The organism is Rhodopirellula sp. P2 (genome assembly GCF_028768465.1).
In the GTDB taxonomy this organism is placed as follows: domain Bacteria; phylum Planctomycetota; class Planctomycetia; order Pirellulales; family Pirellulaceae; genus Rhodopirellula.
Window position 1 is genome coordinate 7,177,596 of sequence record NZ_CP118225.1, and the last position, 19,242, is coordinate 7,196,837.

The 19,242-nt window shown below is 59.6% G+C and carries 15 protein-coding genes; 9 read left to right on the plus strand and 6 right to left on the minus strand.

Features of this window, described 5'->3' with window-relative positions:
- Positions 1–21: 21 nt before the first annotated feature.
- The 4 genes from PSR62_RS25245 to PSR62_RS25260 form a co-directional block, all read right to left on the minus strand.
- A complete protein-coding gene (locus PSR62_RS25245; RefSeq protein ID WP_274405722.1) occupies positions 22–1,155 on the minus strand; it encodes an ATP-grasp domain-containing protein in 1,134 nt (377 codons plus the stop codon).
- A 12-nt stretch (positions 1,156–1,167) separates the two neighbouring features.
- Positions 1,168–1,560, minus strand: coding sequence for an acyl-CoA thioesterase (locus PSR62_RS25250; protein ID WP_274405723.1), 393 nt, complete (start codon positions 1,558–1,560; stop codon positions 1,168–1,170).
- Positions 1,561–1,565: 5 nt separating this feature from the next.
- Entirely contained in the window at positions 1,566–1,886 is a 321-nt protein-coding gene (locus PSR62_RS25255; protein WP_007326213.1) for a metal-sulfur cluster assembly factor, read from the minus strand.
- Positions 1,887–2,030: 144 nt separating this feature from the next.
- Positions 2,031–2,576, minus strand: coding sequence for a ComEA family DNA-binding protein (locus PSR62_RS25260; protein ID WP_274405724.1), 546 nt, complete (start codon positions 2,574–2,576; stop codon positions 2,031–2,033).
- A gap of 268 nt (positions 2,577–2,844) precedes the next feature.
- On the opposite strand from PSR62_RS25260, the gene dapB reads away from it, so the two are divergent.
- The 5 genes from dapB (at position 2,845) to PSR62_RS25285 (ending at position 11,117) form a co-directional block, all read left to right on the plus strand.
- Positions 2,845–3,687 (plus strand): 4-hydroxy-tetrahydrodipicolinate reductase, encoded by an 843-nt coding sequence (gene dapB / locus PSR62_RS25265; RefSeq protein ID WP_274405725.1) that lies wholly within the window; start codon positions 2,845–2,847, stop codon positions 3,685–3,687.
- 36 nt (positions 3,688–3,723) lie between these two features.
- The gene (locus PSR62_RS25270) at positions 3,724–4,677 is read left to right on the plus strand and encodes a 1,4-dihydroxy-6-naphthoate synthase (protein ID WP_274408301.1); all 954 of its coding nucleotides are present in this window, start codon (positions 3,724–3,726) and stop codon (positions 4,675–4,677) included.
- Between the two features lie 93 nt (positions 4,678–4,770).
- Positions 4,771–8,355: a protein kinase domain-containing protein gene (locus PSR62_RS25275; RefSeq protein WP_443217330.1), complete on the plus strand. Its 3,585-nt coding sequence runs from the start codon at positions 4,771–4,773 to the stop codon at positions 8,353–8,355.
- Between the two features lie 75 nt (positions 8,356–8,430).
- Positions 8,431–8,826: a hypothetical protein gene (locus PSR62_RS25280; RefSeq protein WP_274405727.1), complete on the plus strand. Its 396-nt coding sequence runs from the start codon at positions 8,431–8,433 to the stop codon at positions 8,824–8,826.
- Between the two features lie 179 nt (positions 8,827–9,005).
- Positions 9,006–11,117: an FAD-dependent oxidoreductase gene (locus tag PSR62_RS25285; protein ID WP_443217331.1), complete on the plus strand. Its 2,112-nt coding sequence runs from the start codon at positions 9,006–9,008 to the stop codon at positions 11,115–11,117.
- Positions 11,118–11,778: 661 nt separating this feature from the next.
- Here the strand turns inward: PSR62_RS25285 and PSR62_RS25290 are convergent.
- Complete coding sequence (locus PSR62_RS25290; protein ID WP_443217332.1) at positions 11,779–12,963, minus strand: sigma-54 interaction domain-containing protein; 1,185 nt, start codon at positions 12,961–12,963, stop codon at positions 11,779–11,781.
- On the minus strand, positions 12,932–13,537 hold the full coding sequence (locus PSR62_RS25295; protein WP_274405730.1) for a nitroreductase family protein: 606 nt from the start codon (positions 13,535–13,537) through the stop codon (positions 12,932–12,934). Before PSR62_RS25295 ends, PSR62_RS25290 begins: the two co-directional genes overlap by 32 nt.
- On the opposite strand from PSR62_RS25295, the gene PSR62_RS25300 reads away from it, so the two are divergent.
- The 4 genes from PSR62_RS25300 to PSR62_RS25315 are packed head-to-tail and all read left to right on the plus strand — an operon-like array spanning position 13,497 to position 18,788.
- Positions 13,497–15,065, plus strand: coding sequence for an aldehyde dehydrogenase family protein (locus PSR62_RS25300; protein ID WP_274405731.1), 1,569 nt, complete (start codon positions 13,497–13,499; stop codon positions 15,063–15,065). The genes PSR62_RS25295 and PSR62_RS25300 overlap by 41 nt on opposite strands.
- A 56-nt stretch (positions 15,066–15,121) precedes the next feature.
- Positions 15,122–16,726 (plus strand): phytoene desaturase family protein, encoded by a 1,605-nt coding sequence (locus tag PSR62_RS25305; RefSeq protein WP_274405732.1) that lies wholly within the window; start codon positions 15,122–15,124, stop codon positions 16,724–16,726.
- Positions 16,723–17,574, plus strand: coding sequence for a lysophospholipid acyltransferase family protein (locus PSR62_RS25310; protein WP_274405733.1), 852 nt, complete (start codon positions 16,723–16,725; stop codon positions 17,572–17,574). Before PSR62_RS25305 ends, PSR62_RS25310 begins: the two co-directional genes overlap by 4 nt.
- Positions 17,571–18,788 (plus strand): glycosyltransferase family 2 protein, encoded by a 1,218-nt coding sequence (locus PSR62_RS25315; RefSeq protein WP_274405734.1) that lies wholly within the window; start codon positions 17,571–17,573, stop codon positions 18,786–18,788. The genes PSR62_RS25310 and PSR62_RS25315 overlap by 4 nt, the downstream gene beginning before the upstream one ends.
- The last annotated feature ends 454 nt before the right edge of the window (positions 18,789–19,242 follow it).

Genomic DNA, 19,242 nt, shown 5'->3' on the forward strand with positions numbered 1-19,242 from the left:
GGGGAGGGTGATGAGAAACGCTCACTGGCGTGCCTGCGTGTGGACCTCACCTTCCGTTGTCCAGCGGACTTGATCGGACGACCATTCAAACGAGAGTCTGCTGATCGCTGATTCTGGGCTTCTGCACGACTCCCAAATCGAGGTCAAGTTGCCTCTCACCAGCTCTCGAACACCGATGTACGAGGTCGTCAGCCGCGGATTGATCTCGATCACGCAGTCCTCTTCGGGACGATCCGCCAAGATGAAGTCGATCCCCATAAATCCTCGCGGGGGCTCTGGCAGGGCCCGCAACACTTGATCCGCCAACGCCCGCCCGCGTGACTGCAAATCAGATTCGATTGGACCGCTGCCGCCTCGGTAGCGAGCCCATGAGCCACCGGATTGGCTGGCAAGTGGCGGGGCGTCTTGGCCCCATTCGCAATCCTGCCACATCGCGGGGCAGATGACTTGCTGGTTTCTCCCCATGGTCATTCCACCATCGGCCATTGCACCAACGATCAAGATCGATGCAGGTCGGCCTGCGATCCAAGCCTGCACGATCTCGTTTCGCTGCATCTCCAAACTGGCCGATGCCCGATCATCGAAGACACGAATCGACTCGGAACCACAGCCATCCCGTGGCTTTCGAACCCAACGTTGGGCATCCCGTCCGATGGATCCCCACCCGTCAATTTTGCGAGTTGCATCGTCTGGCAGCCGGCAGCCCTTGGCCCAAGTCACCGGCGTTGCGATGTTGTGTTTTTCCAACCACTGAGCGGTCAACCACTTGTCCGCCGCCATGCGAACCGTCGTTTCATCCACCGCCAACACCTCCACCCCGGAGTCACGAAAAATCGCGATCAACCGATGGAGTTCGCCGTCGGTCTCGGGTGCGACAAGGATCGCCATGTCACATCTCTGGGCCGCTTCCAACCAAGATTCCACGACGTTTGCGGACGCCTTCACAGGGAACCGCTGAACGTGACGCGGCAGATCGTCCGCGAGATGTTCCAGCCTGGCATCCAGCGGCGTGACCACCGCTGCCCAAGCCGCGAAATCGGTGACCAAAGCGTGCCACATCGCTCGACCTTCGCTCAGCAGCGAAGGCGGGATCTGTTCCAGCGGCGTGGACGCCATGCCACCACCGCAGAGAAACTCGCCCACAAAGACTCGCATGAGCAGGTGCCGTCAGCGAGTTTTCAGGTTGGGCAATCGAGCCAGTTTGCCGCTGCGATCAACACACGCGATCACGGAATCCGCTTCGACGAGCAACTGCCCATCCCGATGAATTTGATAGCGGTGTCGCATTCGGACTTTGCGAACTTCCATGACGGTGGTTGTCAATTCCAACCAATCATCGAACTCCGCGGGCGCGAAGTACTTCACGTTCATTTCAGCGACGACCAGCATGTGGCCGTCGTCTTCAATCGATTTGTAGTTGTGACCGAGTTCGCGCAGCATCTCGACCCGCCCACGCTCGAAATAATTCAAGTAGTTGGCATGGTGAACTCGACGCTGGCCATCCGTCTCTTGGTAGGCCACGCGGAATTCGTACTTGTGCGAAGGCAGCGAATCCGTCACCGCGATTAAAAGATACCGAGGTGATCGCGAGCTTCATCGGTCATGCAATCCGGTGTCCAAGCCGGTTCCATGACGACTTTCACATCGCAGGTGTCGACCTCTTCGAGCGACTCCGCTGCGTTCTTGGTTCCCGCGACCAGTTGAGGCCCGGCGGGACACATCGGGCTGGTCATGGTCATTTCGACGTTGACGTCATGACGGCCGTCTTCTTTTTCCTCGCCGACTTGAACGACGTACACCAATCCCAGGTCAACAATGTTGACGTACAACTCGGGATCGATGACCTCTTTGAGGGCTTCGCGGACTTTGTCTTCAGCCAGAGCCATTGGAATGCTCGTTTGAATCAAGTGGTTGGGAATCGTTTGCCAGCGTCAACGCACGGACGCGGTCAGTCAGAAAAGTCGGCCCGAGGCGACTCTCGGGCGACGTTCATCATGGCCACCACCCCCGAAATCGTCAAACCGACCGATTCAATGATCCTTCCAGACCAAGTGATCCGGGGCGGAAATGGGACGGGAAGGCTCCCAAGCCGACTGGGACACGTGGACCCAAGGCCGCAAGGATTGCAACAATTTGGGACCGACGCCGTGAACCGCCAACAAACCTTCCACCGACCGAAAAGGACCGTGGGATTCACGATGCCGGACAACTCGATCCGCCAGTTTGGGACCAATTCCAGGCAACAGCGACAATTCACGCACGTCGGAGGAGTTCAACCCGATACTCAACGGCGAAGCAACATCGGGTGATTGCGGAGTCGAATCCGCCGGGGCGTGCCGCGTTGCGATCTGCGTCACCAAGAACGCCGCCACCAACACCACCAGACTCATCCCCAACTGCAAACCCGGATGGGTCAGCACACAAGCCGTTCGACCGCCGAAAGACTCCGCGGGGGCGTCCTTGGCGGGAGCTTCCGCGGCTGGAATTTGAGCAGCCGGCTCATGGCCGGTTGGGCTTTCCGTGGCCAGGCTGTCGACCGGCGGGAGATCCCTGGCGGGGGCTTCAGTGACTGGCATCGACATTCCCAATCGAGCTTTCTGACGCGGATTTTCCGGACACACCCTTCTTCGCGGATAACCCATGTTGGGTCGGCCGCGGGGCAGGGCAAGGGGCAGGGCACGGGGCAAGCCTCGCAGAGCAGGGCCCAGAGAGTCCGATCGACTCCGGATTGGCAATCCCAGTGCACGATCGCCCGACCTGTTGATTCGTTTGTGGTGTCGCTAGATTGAGGCGTTGGCGGCGTGATCGCAGTTCCCTTTCTTCCTTCCCAGATGGTTCAATTCGGTGGCAGATTCAACAGGTCCGATTTCACTCACGGTTCATGGTGCCGCCGGTCGCATGGGGCGCCGCGTCGTGGCTCTTGGTTTGGCGGACTCCAACTTCCATTTGGTCGGAGCCATCGATCACGCCCAATCCGACCATCTCGGAAAAGACGCGGGTGCCGTGGCCGGGGAAGCCCCCTCCGGCATTGAGATTTCTTCGAATTGGCCGACGCTGGGCGACCAAACCGGCCCCCAAGCCGTCGTCGATTTCTCGCTTCCCGAAGCCCTGGATGACTGCATCGCCCACTGCGTGAAAGTCGGTTCGCCACTGGTCGTGGCAACCACCGGTTTGTCCGACGAGCAAAAGCAACGCCTGTCCGAAGCCGCAGCCTCGATCCCGATCGTGTGGGCTCCCAGCATGTCGCTGGCGGTCAACCTGTCGATGAAAATCGCCGAACAGATCACCGCAGCACTCAAAGACGTTTCAGGCGGACTGGATGTCGAAATCCTCGAACGACACCACCGGTTCAAAGCCGACGCTCCCAGCGGCACGGCGCTGAAATTTGGTGAACTGATTGCTGGACAGTTGGGTGAATCCACCACGCACGTTCACGGTCGAGAAGGGCACACGGGCGCTCGAACTCGCGAGGAAATTGGCTACCACGCGATTCGCGTCGGCGACAATCCTGGCGAACACACGATCGTGTTCGGGATGCTGGGCGAGAAGATCGAACTGAATGTCGCCGCCAGCAACCGTGACTGCTACGCGTCGGGAGCCCTGGCGGCCGCGAAATGGCTGATTCAAGAGAACAAAGGCCCTGGCCTGTACAGCATGTTCGACGTGCTGGGCATGTCGGACAACTGAGCCAACGGACCCGTCCATCCCATCGGAGCCAATCCAATCGAAACTCCCTCCCAAGAACTTCGCATCGGTGAAGGCCCCGAACTGCACCTGGGAATCTCCACGTGTCCCAACGACACATTCGCTTTTTCGCGATTGTTGGATGCGGCGGTGGAGCAGGGCGGCGAGCCAGAGTTTGACACCGGCGGGTTCACCTGGCGGATCGAACTGCTGGACATTGATGAGCTCAACCAGCGGCTCTTGGCGGGCGAATTTGATCTCGCCAAAACCAGTTTTCATGCGGCTCTGTTGATGGCCGATCAGACTCGAGTGCTGCCGGTGGGGTCGGCGCTCGGATTTGGCGTCGGGCCGCTGCTGCTGGCCGCTCGAGACGGTGAGACGCCGCAAACGCTCGCTCAAACCACACTCTGCCCCGGCGAACACACCACCGCTCACTTGTTGTTTCGGCTGTTCTACCCGGAATCCAACCCTTCGGCCGGTTCGTCAGCCCCGACTGGTGCTCCCCCCCGAGCCAAAACCTCGGTGCGGCAGGTCGTGTTTTCCGAGATCATGCCAGCCCTGCAGCGGGGGGACGCGGACTTTGGCGTCTGCATCCATGAGGGACGCTTCACCTACGCCGAGTCGGGCCTGCATTTGGCAGCCGACCTGGGCAGTTTGTGGGAAAAATCCACTCAGAGGCCGCTCCCGTTGGGAGGCCTGGTGATGCGGGATCGACACCCCCCGGCGACGATGAAATCCGCCTGCGATGTGATTCGGCGATCACTGCAATCAGCCCGTCAAACACCGGACTCAGCCCTCCCCGCCATGCGTCGATACGCCCAGGAAATGGACGATTCGGTGCTGATGCAGCACGTCGATTTGTATGTCAACGACTGGACCGTGGACCTCGGGACGGTCGGCCAGGAAGCCCTGACAACACTTTCGGAAATGGCTCAGCAGATTGAGTTGGGAGCGGCCAAGCTCCGTTTTTTCTGCGGTGAAACCGGTGCCTGAGCACTGAGATTGTTTGCCCAGACCGAGGGAAAGAACTATCCTGGAAGGGAACGGATTGCCTCTTCTCTTCCGTCTTTTCCGCCGCTGCGTCGCATGGATTCCCGGTCGCTTCCCTCCTCCGATTCCTCGCAACCGGACCGTTCAGCGGTTTTGCCGGAGGGATCGACGGTGCACCGACCGCAACCAGCACCGAAATCAGCGGACCGCGGCACCTCGCCATCTGATTCGGCGGATGCATCCGGAACCGCCACCCAACCATTCGGTGCCCCCCTCGAAGAACCGGGCGGCGATGACCGGCCAAATCCGAGCGGTCCGCCTCCCGTCCCCCATCAACGCCGCGCGACGGACGATGTGATCGAGGGAGCCGAAACGGTGATTCGCGCGGGCTCCAGCCGATCGCATGTCTCTGCCACGCGTTCACACCGGATGCCCGGCAACTCGTTTCGGTTGCGAGACTCCTCCCACGCCTCGCATCGACACGCCACCCCGGCATCGATCACCCGTGAACTGGGCGGGCAACGACTCAACCACTTCTTGCTGCTGGATCAGATTGGCGGCGGTGGGATGGGCGCTGTCTTCCGTGCCCGCGACGAACAACTCGGTCGAACCGTGGCGGTGAAGGTCATCCCATTTGCGGCCGATGATCCAGATCTGCAACGACGATTCCGCAACGAAGCCCAGAGCGCCGCCAAACTCGATCACCCGCTGATCGCGCGAGTCTTCGACGTCGGCAACGATGGCCCCTGGCACTACATCGTCTTTGAATACATCGACGGTGCCAACGTTCGCGACATGGTTGCGAGCGGTGGTCCGCTGTCGCTCGATGACGCCCTGTTCTTCACCATCCAAGTTGCCGAAGCCATTGGGCACGCGTCGCGTCGCGGCATCGTCCACCGAGACATCAAACCGTCCAATGTGATCGTGACCACCGATGGTGCGGTCAAGCTCGTCGACATGGGACTGGCTCGGTCGGACAACTTCGACACCAGCGAAGACATGACGGCCAGCGGCGTCACGCTCGGAACGTTCGATTACATCTCGCCCGAACAAGCCCGCGATCCGCGACTGGCTGACATCCGCAGCGATTTGTACTCGCTCGGATGCACTCTGTTTTACATGCTGACAGGCTCGCCGCCGTTCCCCGGTGGCACCATGTTGCAGAAACTTCTCAGCCACGGAAACGCAGCGATCCCCGACATCCGGGAACACCGCGACGACGTGCCGCCAGAGATGACGGCGATCTTGAACAAGATGCTCGCGAAGCTTCCCGAGGAACGCTATCAACGCAGCGAAACCCTGATCGCTGACCTGAGAGAACTGGCCTCGCGAGAGAACCTGCCGCGCAGTCGCGGCGTCGCGGTTCCAACCCTGGAAGACGACGACCACCGCGAATCGATGCGTCGACTGCGTCGCCATTTGCCTTGGATGATTGCGGCAACCGTTCTGCTGTTCAGCGCCTTCGCGGTGGAACTGCATTCGCAACCGTCGCGTCGTGAACTCAGCCGCGCGATTGAAGCGTCGATCTCGCCAAATTCCGTCGAATCTGTCGCCCCGCGATTGCCTCCCAGCGTGGGCGAGACCAATGATTCCACCGCAACGGATTCGCCCCCAACCCCGACTCCTGGATCGGCAACCGGCCCTCGCGTCGACGACTCCGGCTCCCCGAACTCGCCTCCGACAACCGTTCGTGAAACGACCGACAGGGGTGCCACCTCGCCAATGAGCAACGGACCGGCGACCGGGCAGGGTGCCTTGCTGCCGCCGGGCCAATTGCCAGCCACATCCGTCGGCGATCGATTGCCCAGCGGAACACCGCCGTCCACCAATCCCGACCAACCCGGTGCTGCGAGTGCCGTTGCAACCGATCCAGCGATGGCGATCGACCAACTGGCTGAGAACGCTGCAACCGGTCGAAGCTCCAGCCCGCCGCGCGACCCATCCATTCCACCTTCGATCGATCCCGATGCCGTCCTTCCAGGAACGACACCGCTGGCCGGCGGCATGACGATGAGTGACGCCGTGAACTCCGTCAGCGGAGCCGGTGGTGTGGGGGCAAACAGCGACTTTCCTTCGCAGGGAGCTGACCCGCCTCGCATCGGCGGCCTGCCGTTGCCGCCCGGAATGACGGACGAGACCTACCTCCCGCTGCCCTTGACCCCAACTGTCCCCAGCGTCGTCAATCGCGACGGGGAACGAAGCACGAGCCCGATCTACCCTGGCAATTCATTGAATGGCAACTCATTGAACGGCAGCCCGATGATTGGACCGATCAATGCCAGCCCGTTGACCGGCGATTCCACCACCGCGTCGACCACCCCCGAATCCATCGCCTCGAACATGCTGAGTCCTGGCGCAACGAACTCCCCTCGGCCGCTGACAACCAGCGACTCAGCCGGTGAATCTGCCACCTCGGTGGAGCCCAAAACCAGCCGCCCCAAGGCAGCGAACCCGGAACCCATCCGCGTCCAAATTGTTTCCACCGAAGCACTCCGAGTTCCCCAGCTTCGCGAAGAAGCCGCCCGTGCCGGCGTTCAGCTGGCCACCACGCTGGCGGATGCCTTGCAGCTGGCCGATGAATTGGAAATCGATCGCATCGACATCGCGACGCCGCAACTGGTGTCCGCCCCGGTCACCATCCCTCGCAGCGACCTGATTCTCTCATCGAGTCTGCCCGGTGGCACAGAAATCGTGTTCCGCTCCACCGAGAACGTGGACATGCAGCGAAGCGAAATGATGACGATCGGTTCGCACCGAATCGAAATGTCGGGCCTGCATTTTTTCTGGACCGTCCCCGCCACCGAAACCGATGGCGGTGCCCTGTTCGCCATCAACGACAACCGTCGCGTTCGCCTGCGGGACTGCACCGTGACGATCGACAATGCGTCGCGCCGGGATGATGTGCAAGCCTTCAGCGTTGTCACGGATCCCGAGCGACTGCCCTACGACCGCGTGGAAAGCGGTGCGGCGGCAGACACCAGCGGAGCTCTGCCACTGGTGTCCATTGAACTGTCCAACGTGATTGTCCGTGGCCAAATCACGATGTTGCGAATGGACGTCGCCGCGGAACTTCAACTGCTCTGGGAAAACGGACTGCTGGCGGTCTCTCGCCGAATGATCGAAATGGGCGGTGCTCTCCAGCCCCCTCATCCCTCCTCGGGATCCGTCCGGCTGTCGCTGGAGCAACTGACCGCGATCACCCCCAAGGGCCTGCTGCAAATGCGGATGGGCGTCAGCGCCCCTTACCCGATCGAAATCGAGCGACGGGCCGAAGAATGTGTGTTTGTCGTCGACACAGGAATTCCTCACATTGAATTAACAGGAATCCCACGTGTCGACCGAGATGAAATTTGGGTGCGACTTCGCGGATCTGGCAACGCCTACGACACCGACACCCGACTGGACGACCCCATGCTGCTGATTCGCGATGAATTGGGGCAAACCAGGGTCACGACGATGAGCGATATCCTGGAAATCCTGGAGGATCCACCGCCTTGGATGAACGAACGGCCACCCCGCTGGACCGTTCGCTGGACCGAGCGTCTGCCTGAATCGACCCCCTCCAGCCGGTGGTCACCACGTAATTTTAGGCAAGATGGATCGGTTGTGGGTGGATTCCAGGAACGGTCTCTACCTAGAATGCCGATGGAACCTACATTTGACTTTCCCCCCACACCGTGACTTTAATGGTGCGTCGGCGGTCTCGTCGGCTCCCGCCTGAAATCCCACCTGATCTTTACTTGAGGAACCTGCTTGATGAAACGCTTGGCTCTTGTTCTGGGCATCGCTGCCTGCTTTTCCACCCCTTCGTTCGCGATCAGCGAATTTGGCAAACAGTGGAAAGCTGACTACATCACCGAAGACTCGGACGCTGATTTCGTGAAAGCAACCCGCAAAGCTGGTTGCAACCTCTGCCACGTCAAAGGCGCACCAGAAAAGAAAGAAGCTCGCAACGAGTACGGGCGTGCCCTGCAAAAATTGCTGGACAAGAAAGATTTCCCCAAGGAATACTTCAAAGAGCATCCAGAAGAAGCTGCCGCAAAGATCTCGGCTGCTTTCAAGAAGGCTGCTGAAGTGAAGAGCACCGATGGCAAGACCTTCGGCGAAAAAATCAAAGCCAACGAATTGCCAGCGACCGACGCTGGTCTTTGATGGACCTGCCCGCCGCGTGTGGTTCCTACCGAGCCCATGATGTGTGGTGAATTCGACTAAACTACGAAGCCCGATGAGTGTCCCACTCATCGGGCTTTTTTCGTGCGCTGCCCCACCGTTCTCGCCACCCGGATCCCCACACCATGTGTCCCGCCCCTTGCTCGCGCCATCGCCTGTCGATGTGTTCGATGATTCTCGCCACGCTATTGCTCTTCCCCGCCTCGCAGGCAAAAGCCCAAACATCCCATGACGTCGTCGTCTACGGCGGCACCGCAGCAGCCGTCACCGCGGCGATCCAGTCCGCTCGCATGGGGCAGTCGGTCGTCCTGGTTTCGCCCGATGTGCACCTGGGTGGGCTAACCAGCGGAGGCCTGGGCTGGACCGACACAGGCAACAAAGCCGTCATCGGCGGACTCGCCAAAGACTTTTATCACCGTGTCTACAAGCACTACCAAAACGACTCGGCTTGGAAATTCCAAACCCGCCAGAAGTATGGCAACCGCGCCCAAGGGCACCGAGCCAGCGACGATGACCAAGCCACGATGTGGGTCTTCGAGCCGCATGTCGCAGAAAACATCCTCGATGAGATGCTGGCCGAACATGACATCACCGTCATTCGCGACGCCTGGCTGGATCGCGAAAAGGGTGTGACCAAGCGGGACGGTCGCATCGAGTCCATCCAAACACTGGATGGCAAAGCGTATGCGGGCAAGATGTTCATCGACGCCACTTATGAAGGCGACCTGATCGCCGCAGCGGGAGTCTCCACGGCGCACGGTCGCGAGGGAATCAGTGATTACAACGAACCGCACGCGGGCGTACAAACCGGCGTCCTGCATCACTCGCACCACTTTGATGTGCTGCCGAAACGAGTCGATCCGTACGTCGTGCCTGGCGACCCGAGCAGCGGCGTGATCCCGTTGGTCAGCCCCGATCCGCCGGGCGAGTTTGGTTCCGCTGACGATCGTGTCCAAGCCTATTGCTTCCGAACCTGCATGACGAACGATCCCCGAAACCGTGTCGCTTGGAAGCGTCCCGAGGGATACGACCCGGCCACCTACGAAATCATGGCGCGGACGTTCGAAGCCGGGTGGCGAGATGTGTTCAAGAAGTTTGACCCGCTGCCCAATCACAAAACGGACACCAACAATCACGGCCCCGTCAGCTTCGACAACATCGGTGCCAACTACGACTACCCCGAAGCGACCTACGAACGCCGCCGCGAAATCATCCAGCAACACGAAAACTACCAACGTGGGTTGCTGTACTTCATCGCCACCGACCCTCGTGTACCCCAGGAAGTCCAAGACAAAATCAACCAGTGGGGTTTGTCAGCGGATGAGTTCACCGACAACGAGCACTGGCCACACCAGATCTACGTTCGCGAAGCCCGGCGAATGGTGGGCCAATTTGTGATGACCGAAAACCACCTCCGAAAAGACTTGCCCACACCCGATTCGGTTGGCATGGGGTCCTACGGAATCGACTCCCACAACACCCAGCGTTACATCACGCCAGAAGGCTACGTCCAAAACGAAGGTGACCTCGGCGTCTCCACACGCGGCCCCTACAAAATCGCGATGGGTGCCTTGTTACCCCAGCGCGACGAATGCGAGAACCTTCTCTCACCGGTTTGTGTCTCCGCCACGCATGTGGCTTTTGGTTCAATCCGGATGGAACCGGTGTTCATGATCCTTGGCCAATCGGCCGCAACCATCGCCGCGCTCGCCAATCAAACGGACCGTGCCGTACAAGACATCCCGTACGCCGACCTTCGCAAACGCCTGCTCGATGACAAACAGATTCTAGAAGTGCCCGCCAGCGTTGCCAAATCCAGCCACCCTGAATCGCTGGACCTGAAATCGATCGCAGGCATCAGCGTCGATGACACGCAAGCCGAACGCATCGGTGGCTGGATTCAAAGCCACGCCTCCGGCAACTTCTATGGCTCGGGCTATCACCACGACGGCAAAGGCACGGACCGCCTCAAGCGAGCGATCTATCAGGCGGAGCTGCCCAAGCCCGGCGTGTACGAAGTGCGTGTGAGCTACCCCACCAACACCAATCGTTCCAAGCAAACGCGAATGGACGTCCACCACAATGACGGCGTCACGACTCACCGCATCGACCAAACGCAGTTGAAACCCGCATCCAAGACGCAGCCCTTGCTGACGCTTGGTCGGTACGCCTTCGACGCCTCCAGTCGCGCGAAGGTGGTCATCTCGAATGAAGACGCCAACGGCTACGTTGTGATCGACCTGGTCAACTGGCTCCCGGTCGAAGAGAAGTGAATCGTAAGCAGTTCGGCAGGAGTCTTTCAGCATTTTGAATGTTTTGGGTAGCGTCGTTGCTCCCACGTACAACCGGGGCTAACGCTGGGCTGTCAAAAGGTTGGTATTGAAACCGCTTTGGACTGCGCAGGTTTCGTTCCTCGACTTCGCCCCAACGGGGCAGCCCTATGCCAGCCCAGGGCAACGCCCTGGGTTGTGGCGGGACCAAGATTACAAAGCCCCAACGGGGGCGGTCCTAGCGGGTTTTGGGGAGTCTTTCTTAGGGCCGCCCCGTTGGGGCTGGTGTCGGAATCTCCGTAACGAAACCCCAGGCGATGCCTGGGGCTATCTTAGGCCTGCCCCGTTGGGGCGTAGGACAGAATAAAAATCAACGTCGCATTTTCCGTGTCAATACCAACCTTTTGACAGCCCAGGCTAACGCCCAAACGGCTCACATGGTTTTGCTCGATCATTCCTGCCGACCTGCTTAGAACCGTTGGCCAACCAATTTCCCTTCGTTCTCGTAGCCTGGGGCGATGCCCTAGGCTACGATGACGAAGGCCGTTGGCCAACAAAACCGAATGCAAAAGCGCAACTTCAAAACTCACGCGTCGGGTTGTGAAATCGAATGAATCAACAAGCCGGAGAGCCTTGGGATTTCAACCCAAGGTCATTCGCCGGCTCAGTCGTCGATGTTCAGACCGTAGTCCTTCATCTTCTTTGACAACGTGTTGCGGTTCATTCCCAAACGCGTTGCGGTCTTGGTCTGCACACCGCCACATCGCAACAACAACTGAGAAATCAATTCGCGTTCGACTTGATCCACCACCACCGAATGCAAATCCTCTGCCTCGTCGGCTTCGTCCAACCCTCGCTGAACAACGATCCGAGCGAGTGTCTTCAGATCCATGCGACTGAGATCAAACGCCGTGGCAGCTCCCGAGGATGCCTCCGCAGATTCGGGCGTCGTCTCGATGGCACCGTTGGCCATTGGTGAATTCGATGGCGCCCCGCCCGCGGAGCTTGCCAATTCGCGAGTCGCGACGCTGCGATGGGGATCACGCACGCACACGGGCAACGCGTCGAGCACCAACTCATCGGTGTCGCTCATCACGACCGCTCGCTCCACATAGTTTTGAAGTTCGCGAACGTTCCCCGGCCAATGGTAGTCCTGCAAAGCTCGCATCACACCGCTACCAAGGTGCGAGACATAGCGGTCATTGACTTCGTTGTAGTGATCCAAGAAGAACGCCACGAGCGCCGGGATGTCTTCGCGTCGATGTCGCAGCGCGGGCAGCTCGATCGGCACCACATTCAACCGCCAGTAAAGGTCTTCCCGAAACTCATCCAGCTGCACTTGACGCATCAAATCACGGTTGCTGGCCGCGATGATTCGCGAGTCGGTTCGATGGCTGGAGGTGTCCCCGACTCGTTCGAATTCCTTTTCCTGCAACACCCGCAGCAGTTTGACCTGCAACGTCAACGTGGTGGAGTTGATTTCATCGAGAAAGATGCTGCCGCCATCGGCGGCTTCGAAACGCCCCGCGCGATTGGCAACGGCACCGGTGAAGGCACCACGCACGTGCCCAAACAATTCGCTTTCCAGCAAACTCTCGCTCAGCGCGCCACAATTGACTTTGACGAACGGGCCTCCGCTGCGGTGACTCAAGCGGTGCACCGCCGAAGCGATCAATTCTTTTCCTGTTCCGGTTTCTCCAAGGATCAGCACTGACGCATTGCTCACGGCAACCTTGCGGGTCACGCGATCGACTTCACGCATCGCGGGCGAATTGCCAATGACGCCGGGTAGGAGCTGTCCTCGAGAACTCACAGAATCACAACCAAGATGCGGATTGCCCGAATGCATCCATGAAGACCTGATTCTTCAGTGGCGTTCGTTCTCGGACACCGCTTTGGCGGTCCTCCAACATCTGTTCCGCATCGGAGTTGGGCTCGCGTTCATCGGCATACCCCATGGCGATCGCGGTGGCCGGCTCGTAGCCTTCCGGAATCTGGTACTGGCCCCGGACTTGGCTCAGATTGACGCCGGCCATTTGGTGCGTCTGCAAACCCAACGAGGTCGCTTGCAGTGACAGCAGTGCGGCGGCGGCACCGAGGTCGTGCAGGGCGACTCGGTTTGGTTTTTGATTGTAAGAAAAATTGGTTCGAATGACGGTGCAAATCAGCACGCCTGCTCGGGACGCCCAATCACGATTGGCTTCCAGCAGGCACTGCAACATGGCTTCAAATGCCTCCCCGTCTTGGCGACGTGCGACAATCCAAGACCATGGTTGATCGTTAAAACTGCTGGCAGCCCAGCGAGCCGCTTCCAAGCATTGACGCAATTTGTCATCTTCGACTTCACGCCCATCAAACCGATAGGGGCTCCATCGATCAGCGATGACGGGCAAAACTTCCAGATCCGTTTCGTTGACTGCCATCTTCCATCCAACGCTTTGCAAGATTGTTTTGAACAACGCACCCCAGGTCGCCACGCCCGAAAACGCGACGCCAAACCGCCCCGGTGAGGTGCTGATAGGTTATCACGGCGGTGCAAAGTGGGCTACGTGGTCGATTCGCCAGCGCTGTCAAATTGTGAGTCGTGCGCGCGGCGAAATCGCTTCGCGAGTCGATCAGTTGACACACTTGAGCCGGAGTGAACAACGGACCGACGATGCAGAAACGGTGGCGTCGGAATTGCTCCCCTTGTGCGAGGCATTGCGGTGGATCGGCAAGCACGGAAAAAAAACGCTGGCACCCCGAAAAGTCGGATGGAGAGGGCGACCACTGTGGATGTGGGGCGTCCGCAGCGTCGTCCAGCGAGTCCCCCTGGGGCGAGTCCTGATCCTTGGAACCTGGAACTACCCGCTGCTGCTGCCCGGCGTTCAAATGGCACAGGCCCTTGCCGCCGGAAATCTAGTTTGCCTCAAACCCGCCGCCGGGACCGAAGCCGTGTCCGCCGAATTGATCGCCGCTTTTTATGCCGCGGGCGTTCCGAAACATGCGATCACGTTGCTGAATTCAACCACCGAAGCGGCAATCGAAGCCCAAGCCTCTGGCGTCGACTTGGTCGTCTTGACCGGATCCGCTGAAACGGGCCGAAAAGTCCTGCATCAATCAGCCGAGAATCTGACTCCTTGCATCATGGAATTGTCCGGAGCCGATGCGGCAATCGTGCTGCCCCAAGCCGACCTCGCCCGCGTGGTCGATGCGGTGACGTTTGGCCTGCTGTTCAACAGCGGTGCAACTTGCATCGGCCCGAGGCGATTGATGATCCAAACCGATCCCTCAACCGCCACTTTGCCAGAACGATTGATCGATCGATTGCGAGCCACCAACGAAGTCACCCTTCATCCCGCGGCGCGGGCGAGCATCGCCGACTTGCTGGACGATGTTCTCCGAAAAGGTGCCAAGGACAGCCTGGGCCGGTACGATTCCGCTACCCTTCGCACCACCGGAAAGATGCACGCGGTGGTGCTTGAAAACGTCCCCGAGGGGCATGCCATTTTGCAAAGCGACGTGTTCGCGCCCGTCATCTCGATCATCCCGGTCCAGCGACCCGAACAAGCGATCCAGATGGTCAATGAATGCCCCTATCGTCTGGCCGCGTCCGTGTTCGGCCCGACCTCCCAAACGCAATCGATCGGAAAACAACTGACCGTGGGCGTGGTGACGATCAACGACCTGGTCGCCCCCACGGCGGATCCCCGCCTGCCCTTCGGTGGCCGCGGCCAAAGTGGTTTTGGAGTGACACGAGGCCCCGAGGGATTGCTGGCGATGACCACGCCTCGAGTCATCGCCACCCGGCGGGGCCGCGTCGCAATGCACTTGTCACCTCGAAACGATGCCGACGCGGAGTTGCTGTCCGGCGTACTGCAGTGGTCGCACAGCAGCGGATGGACGCGGCGAAGAGCTGCCCTCCGGCGAGTCACCACTGCCGCCGCCCAGTGGCGTGCATTAAAAAAGTAGTGCGTGACGCCACCCGCATTTGCCTGGAACGTTTCCCCACGGATCGAAAGCCCCCGATGATCGCCCCCCAAGCCCCCGCAAATGCCCCCTTTGCTCCCGCCGAGAAGACCTCCAAACCGCAGCATGTGGTGGTCGTCGGCGCAGGTTTGGCAGGACTGTCATCTGCTTGTGTGCTGGCCGCCCGAGGGCACAAAGTCACCCTCTGCGACAAAAACGACTGGGTGGGCGGCAAAGCCGCGGTGCATCAATCCGAAGGCTATCGATTCGACATGGGGCCGACGATCCTGACACTGCCGAGTGTCTTGCGTCGCGTCTTCACCGAAGCTGGCCGAAAGATGGAGGACTACCTCGAGCTCGTGGCGCTGGATCCGCAGTGGCGATGCTTCTTCGAAGGCACCCCCCAATCAGGAACAAAAGAAAACACGGTGTTGGACTTGGTCGCTGATGTCGAACAAATGAAACGTCATCTGCGTGACTTCACCGGCGGCGACGCGACCGGCCAAGGTTACGAATCGTTCATCGAGCGAAGCAAGCAACTTCACGGTGTCTCCGATCGATTCTTCTTTTGGCGATCGATCGGTGGGTTGGCCGACACGATGGAAGTCGGGGGTGCGTTTTCCGCCGCGGTGCTGAAAGACGTCCTGTCACTCAAAATGGGTCGCAGTGTCGCGTCGATCGTCCGCTCACACGTTCCCGAACATCGTGTGTCGCAAATGATGGATCACTTCACCCAGTACGTTGGCTCGTCGCCCTATGCCTCGCCTGCCGTGCTGTGCAGCATCGCTCACATGCAAACCGAAGAAGGCATTTGGTATCCGATCGGCGGCACGCGAGCGGTCCCCGAGGCGTTGTCAAAACTCGCTGGCGAACTCGGCGTCGACATCCGAACCGGAACCGACATCCTTCGCATCGAAACCGGTGGCGGGTCGGTCAGCGGCGTCACCACAGCCGGTGGCGAAACGATTTCCTGCGACGCCGTGGTCAGCAACTGCGACGCGATTCGAACCTACCGCGAATTGCTCAGCGGTACACCGGAGTCAACCAAGTTCGAAAAGTCCAATCACTACGAAGCCGCCTGCAGTGGCGTGGTGCTGTACCTGGGACTGAACCGCCGCTACGAACAACTGCTGCACCACAACTTTGTGTTCTCCAAAGATCCCGAAGAAGAGTTCGACTACATCTACAAAAAAGGCCAACCGGCCCCCGATCCAACCGCCTACGTTTGCGCTCCCTCGATCAGCGAACCCGAAGTGGCCCCCGATGGCTGCGAAGCCCTCTACATCTTGGTGCACACGCCTTATCTGAGGCCCGGTCACGATTGGAAGGCGATGCTGCCCAATTACCGAGATGTGATCCTGAACAAACTGGAACGAACCGCTGGCATGGAAGGCATTCGGGATGCGATCGTGACCGAAGATTCGCTGACTCCCGAAGGCATCCACAATCGCTACCGAGTCCTCAACGGCGCGATCTACGGCTTGGCCAGCCACGGCAAGTTCACCGGCGCTTTCAAACCTGGCAACCGTCGCAAGGACCTGCGTGGTTTGTATCTGGCTGGCGGGGCAGCTCACCCTGGCCCCGGCATGCCGATGGTCTTGATGAGCGGCTGGATCGCAGCGGATTCGCTGGACCAAGACGTGACCAATGGAAAATTCGCGTGACGGCAGGCTCCGACGTCATTGCGAAGCCGGCGGATTGGTTTCAAAACGGATTTCATCGGTTCCTGCACTCCTACCTTCGTCGCAACTTCCACGCGATCGCGTTCGCTCGTGAAACGGAACTGCAATCGCAGTTTCAGTCGTCGGTGGAAGCGAACCCGGAACACGCCCAAGCCTCACCGCTGCAGGACGGCAGCCTTCCGTTGATCGTCTACAGCAATCACGCCTCCTGGTGGGACCCATTGCTCGCTCACGCGATCAATGAACGACTGCTCGCACCGCGACAGTTCTATGCACCGATCGATGCGGAGGCACTCCAGCAATACAAGGTTTTCGAAAAGCTGGGCTTCTTCGGCGTGCAATCGGATTCCAATCGTGGCGCGGCGCAGTTCTTGAAAACCACCGCGGCTCTGTTCCAACGCGAACACAGTGCGTTGTGGGTCACCCCCGAAGGGCGTTTCGCAGACGTTCGCGATCACGAGGCGAAGCTGATGCCTGGCCTGGCTCATGTGTGCTCGAAACTGGATCGCGGCTGGGTCGTGCCGCTGGCGATGGAATACGTGTTTTGGGACGAGCGTTTGCCGCTGGTTTTGTTCCGCTTCGGCGACGTGATCTCGATTCCCACCGTGAGCGACTGGGACAAATCACATTGGTCAGCTGAACTCACCGGGCGTCTCCGATCCAGCCAATCGCGATTGGCGGAACTGACGATTCAACGCTCCAGCGAACCCTTTCAAAAACTGCTACAAGGCAAACACGGGGTCTCCGCCACCTACGACGTCGCTCGTCGATTCAAAGCGTGGATGACCGGCCAATCATTCCGCCCTCACCATGGAGACCATTTCCAATGATCCCATGGCTTGAATGGTTCATCATCGCGGTCCTGCCGTTTGTCGCGTTGGCCTTGGCCGCGTTGGCAGCGGGCATGTTCGTTTCCAATTTGCCGCTGTTCATGGACGGCAAACGCTCCAATCGCAGCGACACACCCAAGTTGAATGACGCCCGCCTTCGGCGCGTGTCGGTGTTGATCCCGGCGAGAAATGAAGAGAGCTCGATCGAGGCTTGCCTCGAGTCGGTTTTGCAATCGGTGCACGTCGACTTAGAAGTCATCGTGCTCGACGATGGCTCCACCGATCAAACCGGGACGATCGTTCGCGAAATCGCACAGCACGATTCGCGGGTGAAGTTGATCGAAGGCATCGAACTTCCCGATGGCTGGAATGGCAAACAGCATGCCTGCTACCGGTTGGCTCAACATGCCGCCTGCGAACACCTGCTGTTCTTGGATGCCGACGTGCGTTTGAAACCCACTGCCATCATCGATCTTTGGAATCGTTTCACGGTCGAGCATGAGGGCGGCGAAACTGGTTTGCTCAGTGCGTTCCCTCAGCAGGAAACCGGCACACTGGCAGAGAAACTCTTGATCCCGATGATGCACTTCATCTTGCTTTCCTACCTGCCGTTCGCGCGCATGCGAGGCAGCACGCACCCGGCTTACGCGTCCGGATGCGGGCAGTTGTTCTTCACAACACAGGCCGCCTACCAAGCCGCGGGGACGCATGCTGCGATTCGATCCAGCCGGCACGATGGGCTGAAACTGCCCAAGGCCTATCGCGAAAACGGGATGCTGACGGACTGCGTGGACGGGTCGCCGTGGGCGATTTGCCGGATGTACACATCGGCCGGTGAGGTCGTGCAGGGACTGCTCAAGAATGCAGACGAAGGCATCGCGAATTCGCGGTTGCTGATTCCCTTCACGATTCTGCTGGGCGGAGCCAATGTGTTGCCGTGGATCACTCTGGCAGTTGCGTTTGCGAAACGAAACAGCCTGATTGCGGAGGGCTTGCCGATCCCGACCTCCGTGGTGATTGGAATTCTGGTCAGCGGGATCGCAATTTTGGTGAGCTACGTGCCACGAATGACCGGGGCAATCCGATTGCGTCAAAGCGTCACAGGAGCGATCCTGCACCCGATTGCGATCGTCAGTTTCCTGCTGATCCAGTGGTGGGCGTTCTGGAATCACCTCCGCGGCCGACAAGTCACCTGGCGTGGCCGCCTGGGCTAACCCACGCTGCTTCCCAGCGAAGCCTGGCGTCCGTTGCAGGAGTCAAGGCTCTCCGTTGTTTTGAAGCGGAGACGAGAAAGGATGACCTTGGGTTGAAAACCCAAGGCTTTCGGCTGCCGTCGCTCCGCGACTGGTTGTGCGTGTCGGGGTGAGCTAACAACCGCGGAGCGGTGACAGTTGTCAGCCTCGGGTTTTCAACCCGAGGTCTCGGTCACACCCCCCTGACTCGACAAGCCGCTCGGGACGCGCGAAAAACAAATGGTGGCTGGCGTCTGGGTTTCGCCCCGGATGGGGCCGTCGTGCTTAGCTCGGGGCGGAAGCCCCGAGAGACCGATACCGGAAAACAAACGGTCGCCCCGGATGGGGCCGTCGTGGGATTTTGGGGAGTCCCTCGCTCACGCGTCGGGTTGTGATGGGTGGTCTTGGTGAGACATTGGATCGAGTCTTTTCAGAT

Coding starts and splice junctions, on each gene's coding strand:
- PSR62_RS25285 (WP_443217331.1), top strand. CDS start 9,006: ATGTGTTCGATGATTCTCGCCACGCTATTGCTCTTCCCCGCCTCGCAG.
- PSR62_RS25290 (WP_443217332.1), bottom strand. CDS start 12,963: ATGCATTCGGGCAATCCGCATCTTGGTTGTGATTCTGTGAGTTCTCGA.
- PSR62_RS25275 (WP_443217330.1), top strand. CDS start 4,771: ATGGATTCCCGGTCGCTTCCCTCCTCCGATTCCTCGCAACCGGACCGT.
- PSR62_RS25260 (WP_274405724.1), bottom strand. CDS start 2,576: ATGCCAGTCACTGAAGCCCCCGCCAGGGATCTCCCGCCGGTCGACAGC.
- PSR62_RS25280 (WP_274405727.1), top strand. CDS start 8,431: ATGAAACGCTTGGCTCTTGTTCTGGGCATCGCTGCCTGCTTTTCCACC.
- PSR62_RS25245 (WP_274405722.1), bottom strand. CDS start 1,155: ATGCGAGTCTTTGTGGGCGAGTTTCTCTGCGGTGGTGGCATGGCGTCC.
- PSR62_RS25255 (WP_007326213.1), bottom strand. CDS start 1,886: ATGGCTCTGGCTGAAGACAAAGTCCGCGAAGCCCTCAAAGAGGTCATC.
- PSR62_RS25305 (WP_274405732.1), top strand. CDS start 15,122: ATGATCGCCCCCCAAGCCCCCGCAAATGCCCCCTTTGCTCCCGCCGAG.
- PSR62_RS25295 (WP_274405730.1), bottom strand. CDS start 13,537: ATGGCAGTCAACGAAACGGATCTGGAAGTTTTGCCCGTCATCGCTGAT.
- PSR62_RS25300 (WP_274405731.1), top strand. CDS start 13,497: ATGACGGGCAAAACTTCCAGATCCGTTTCGTTGACTGCCATCTTCCAT.
- PSR62_RS25315 (WP_274405734.1), top strand. CDS start 17,571: ATGATCCCATGGCTTGAATGGTTCATCATCGCGGTCCTGCCGTTTGTC.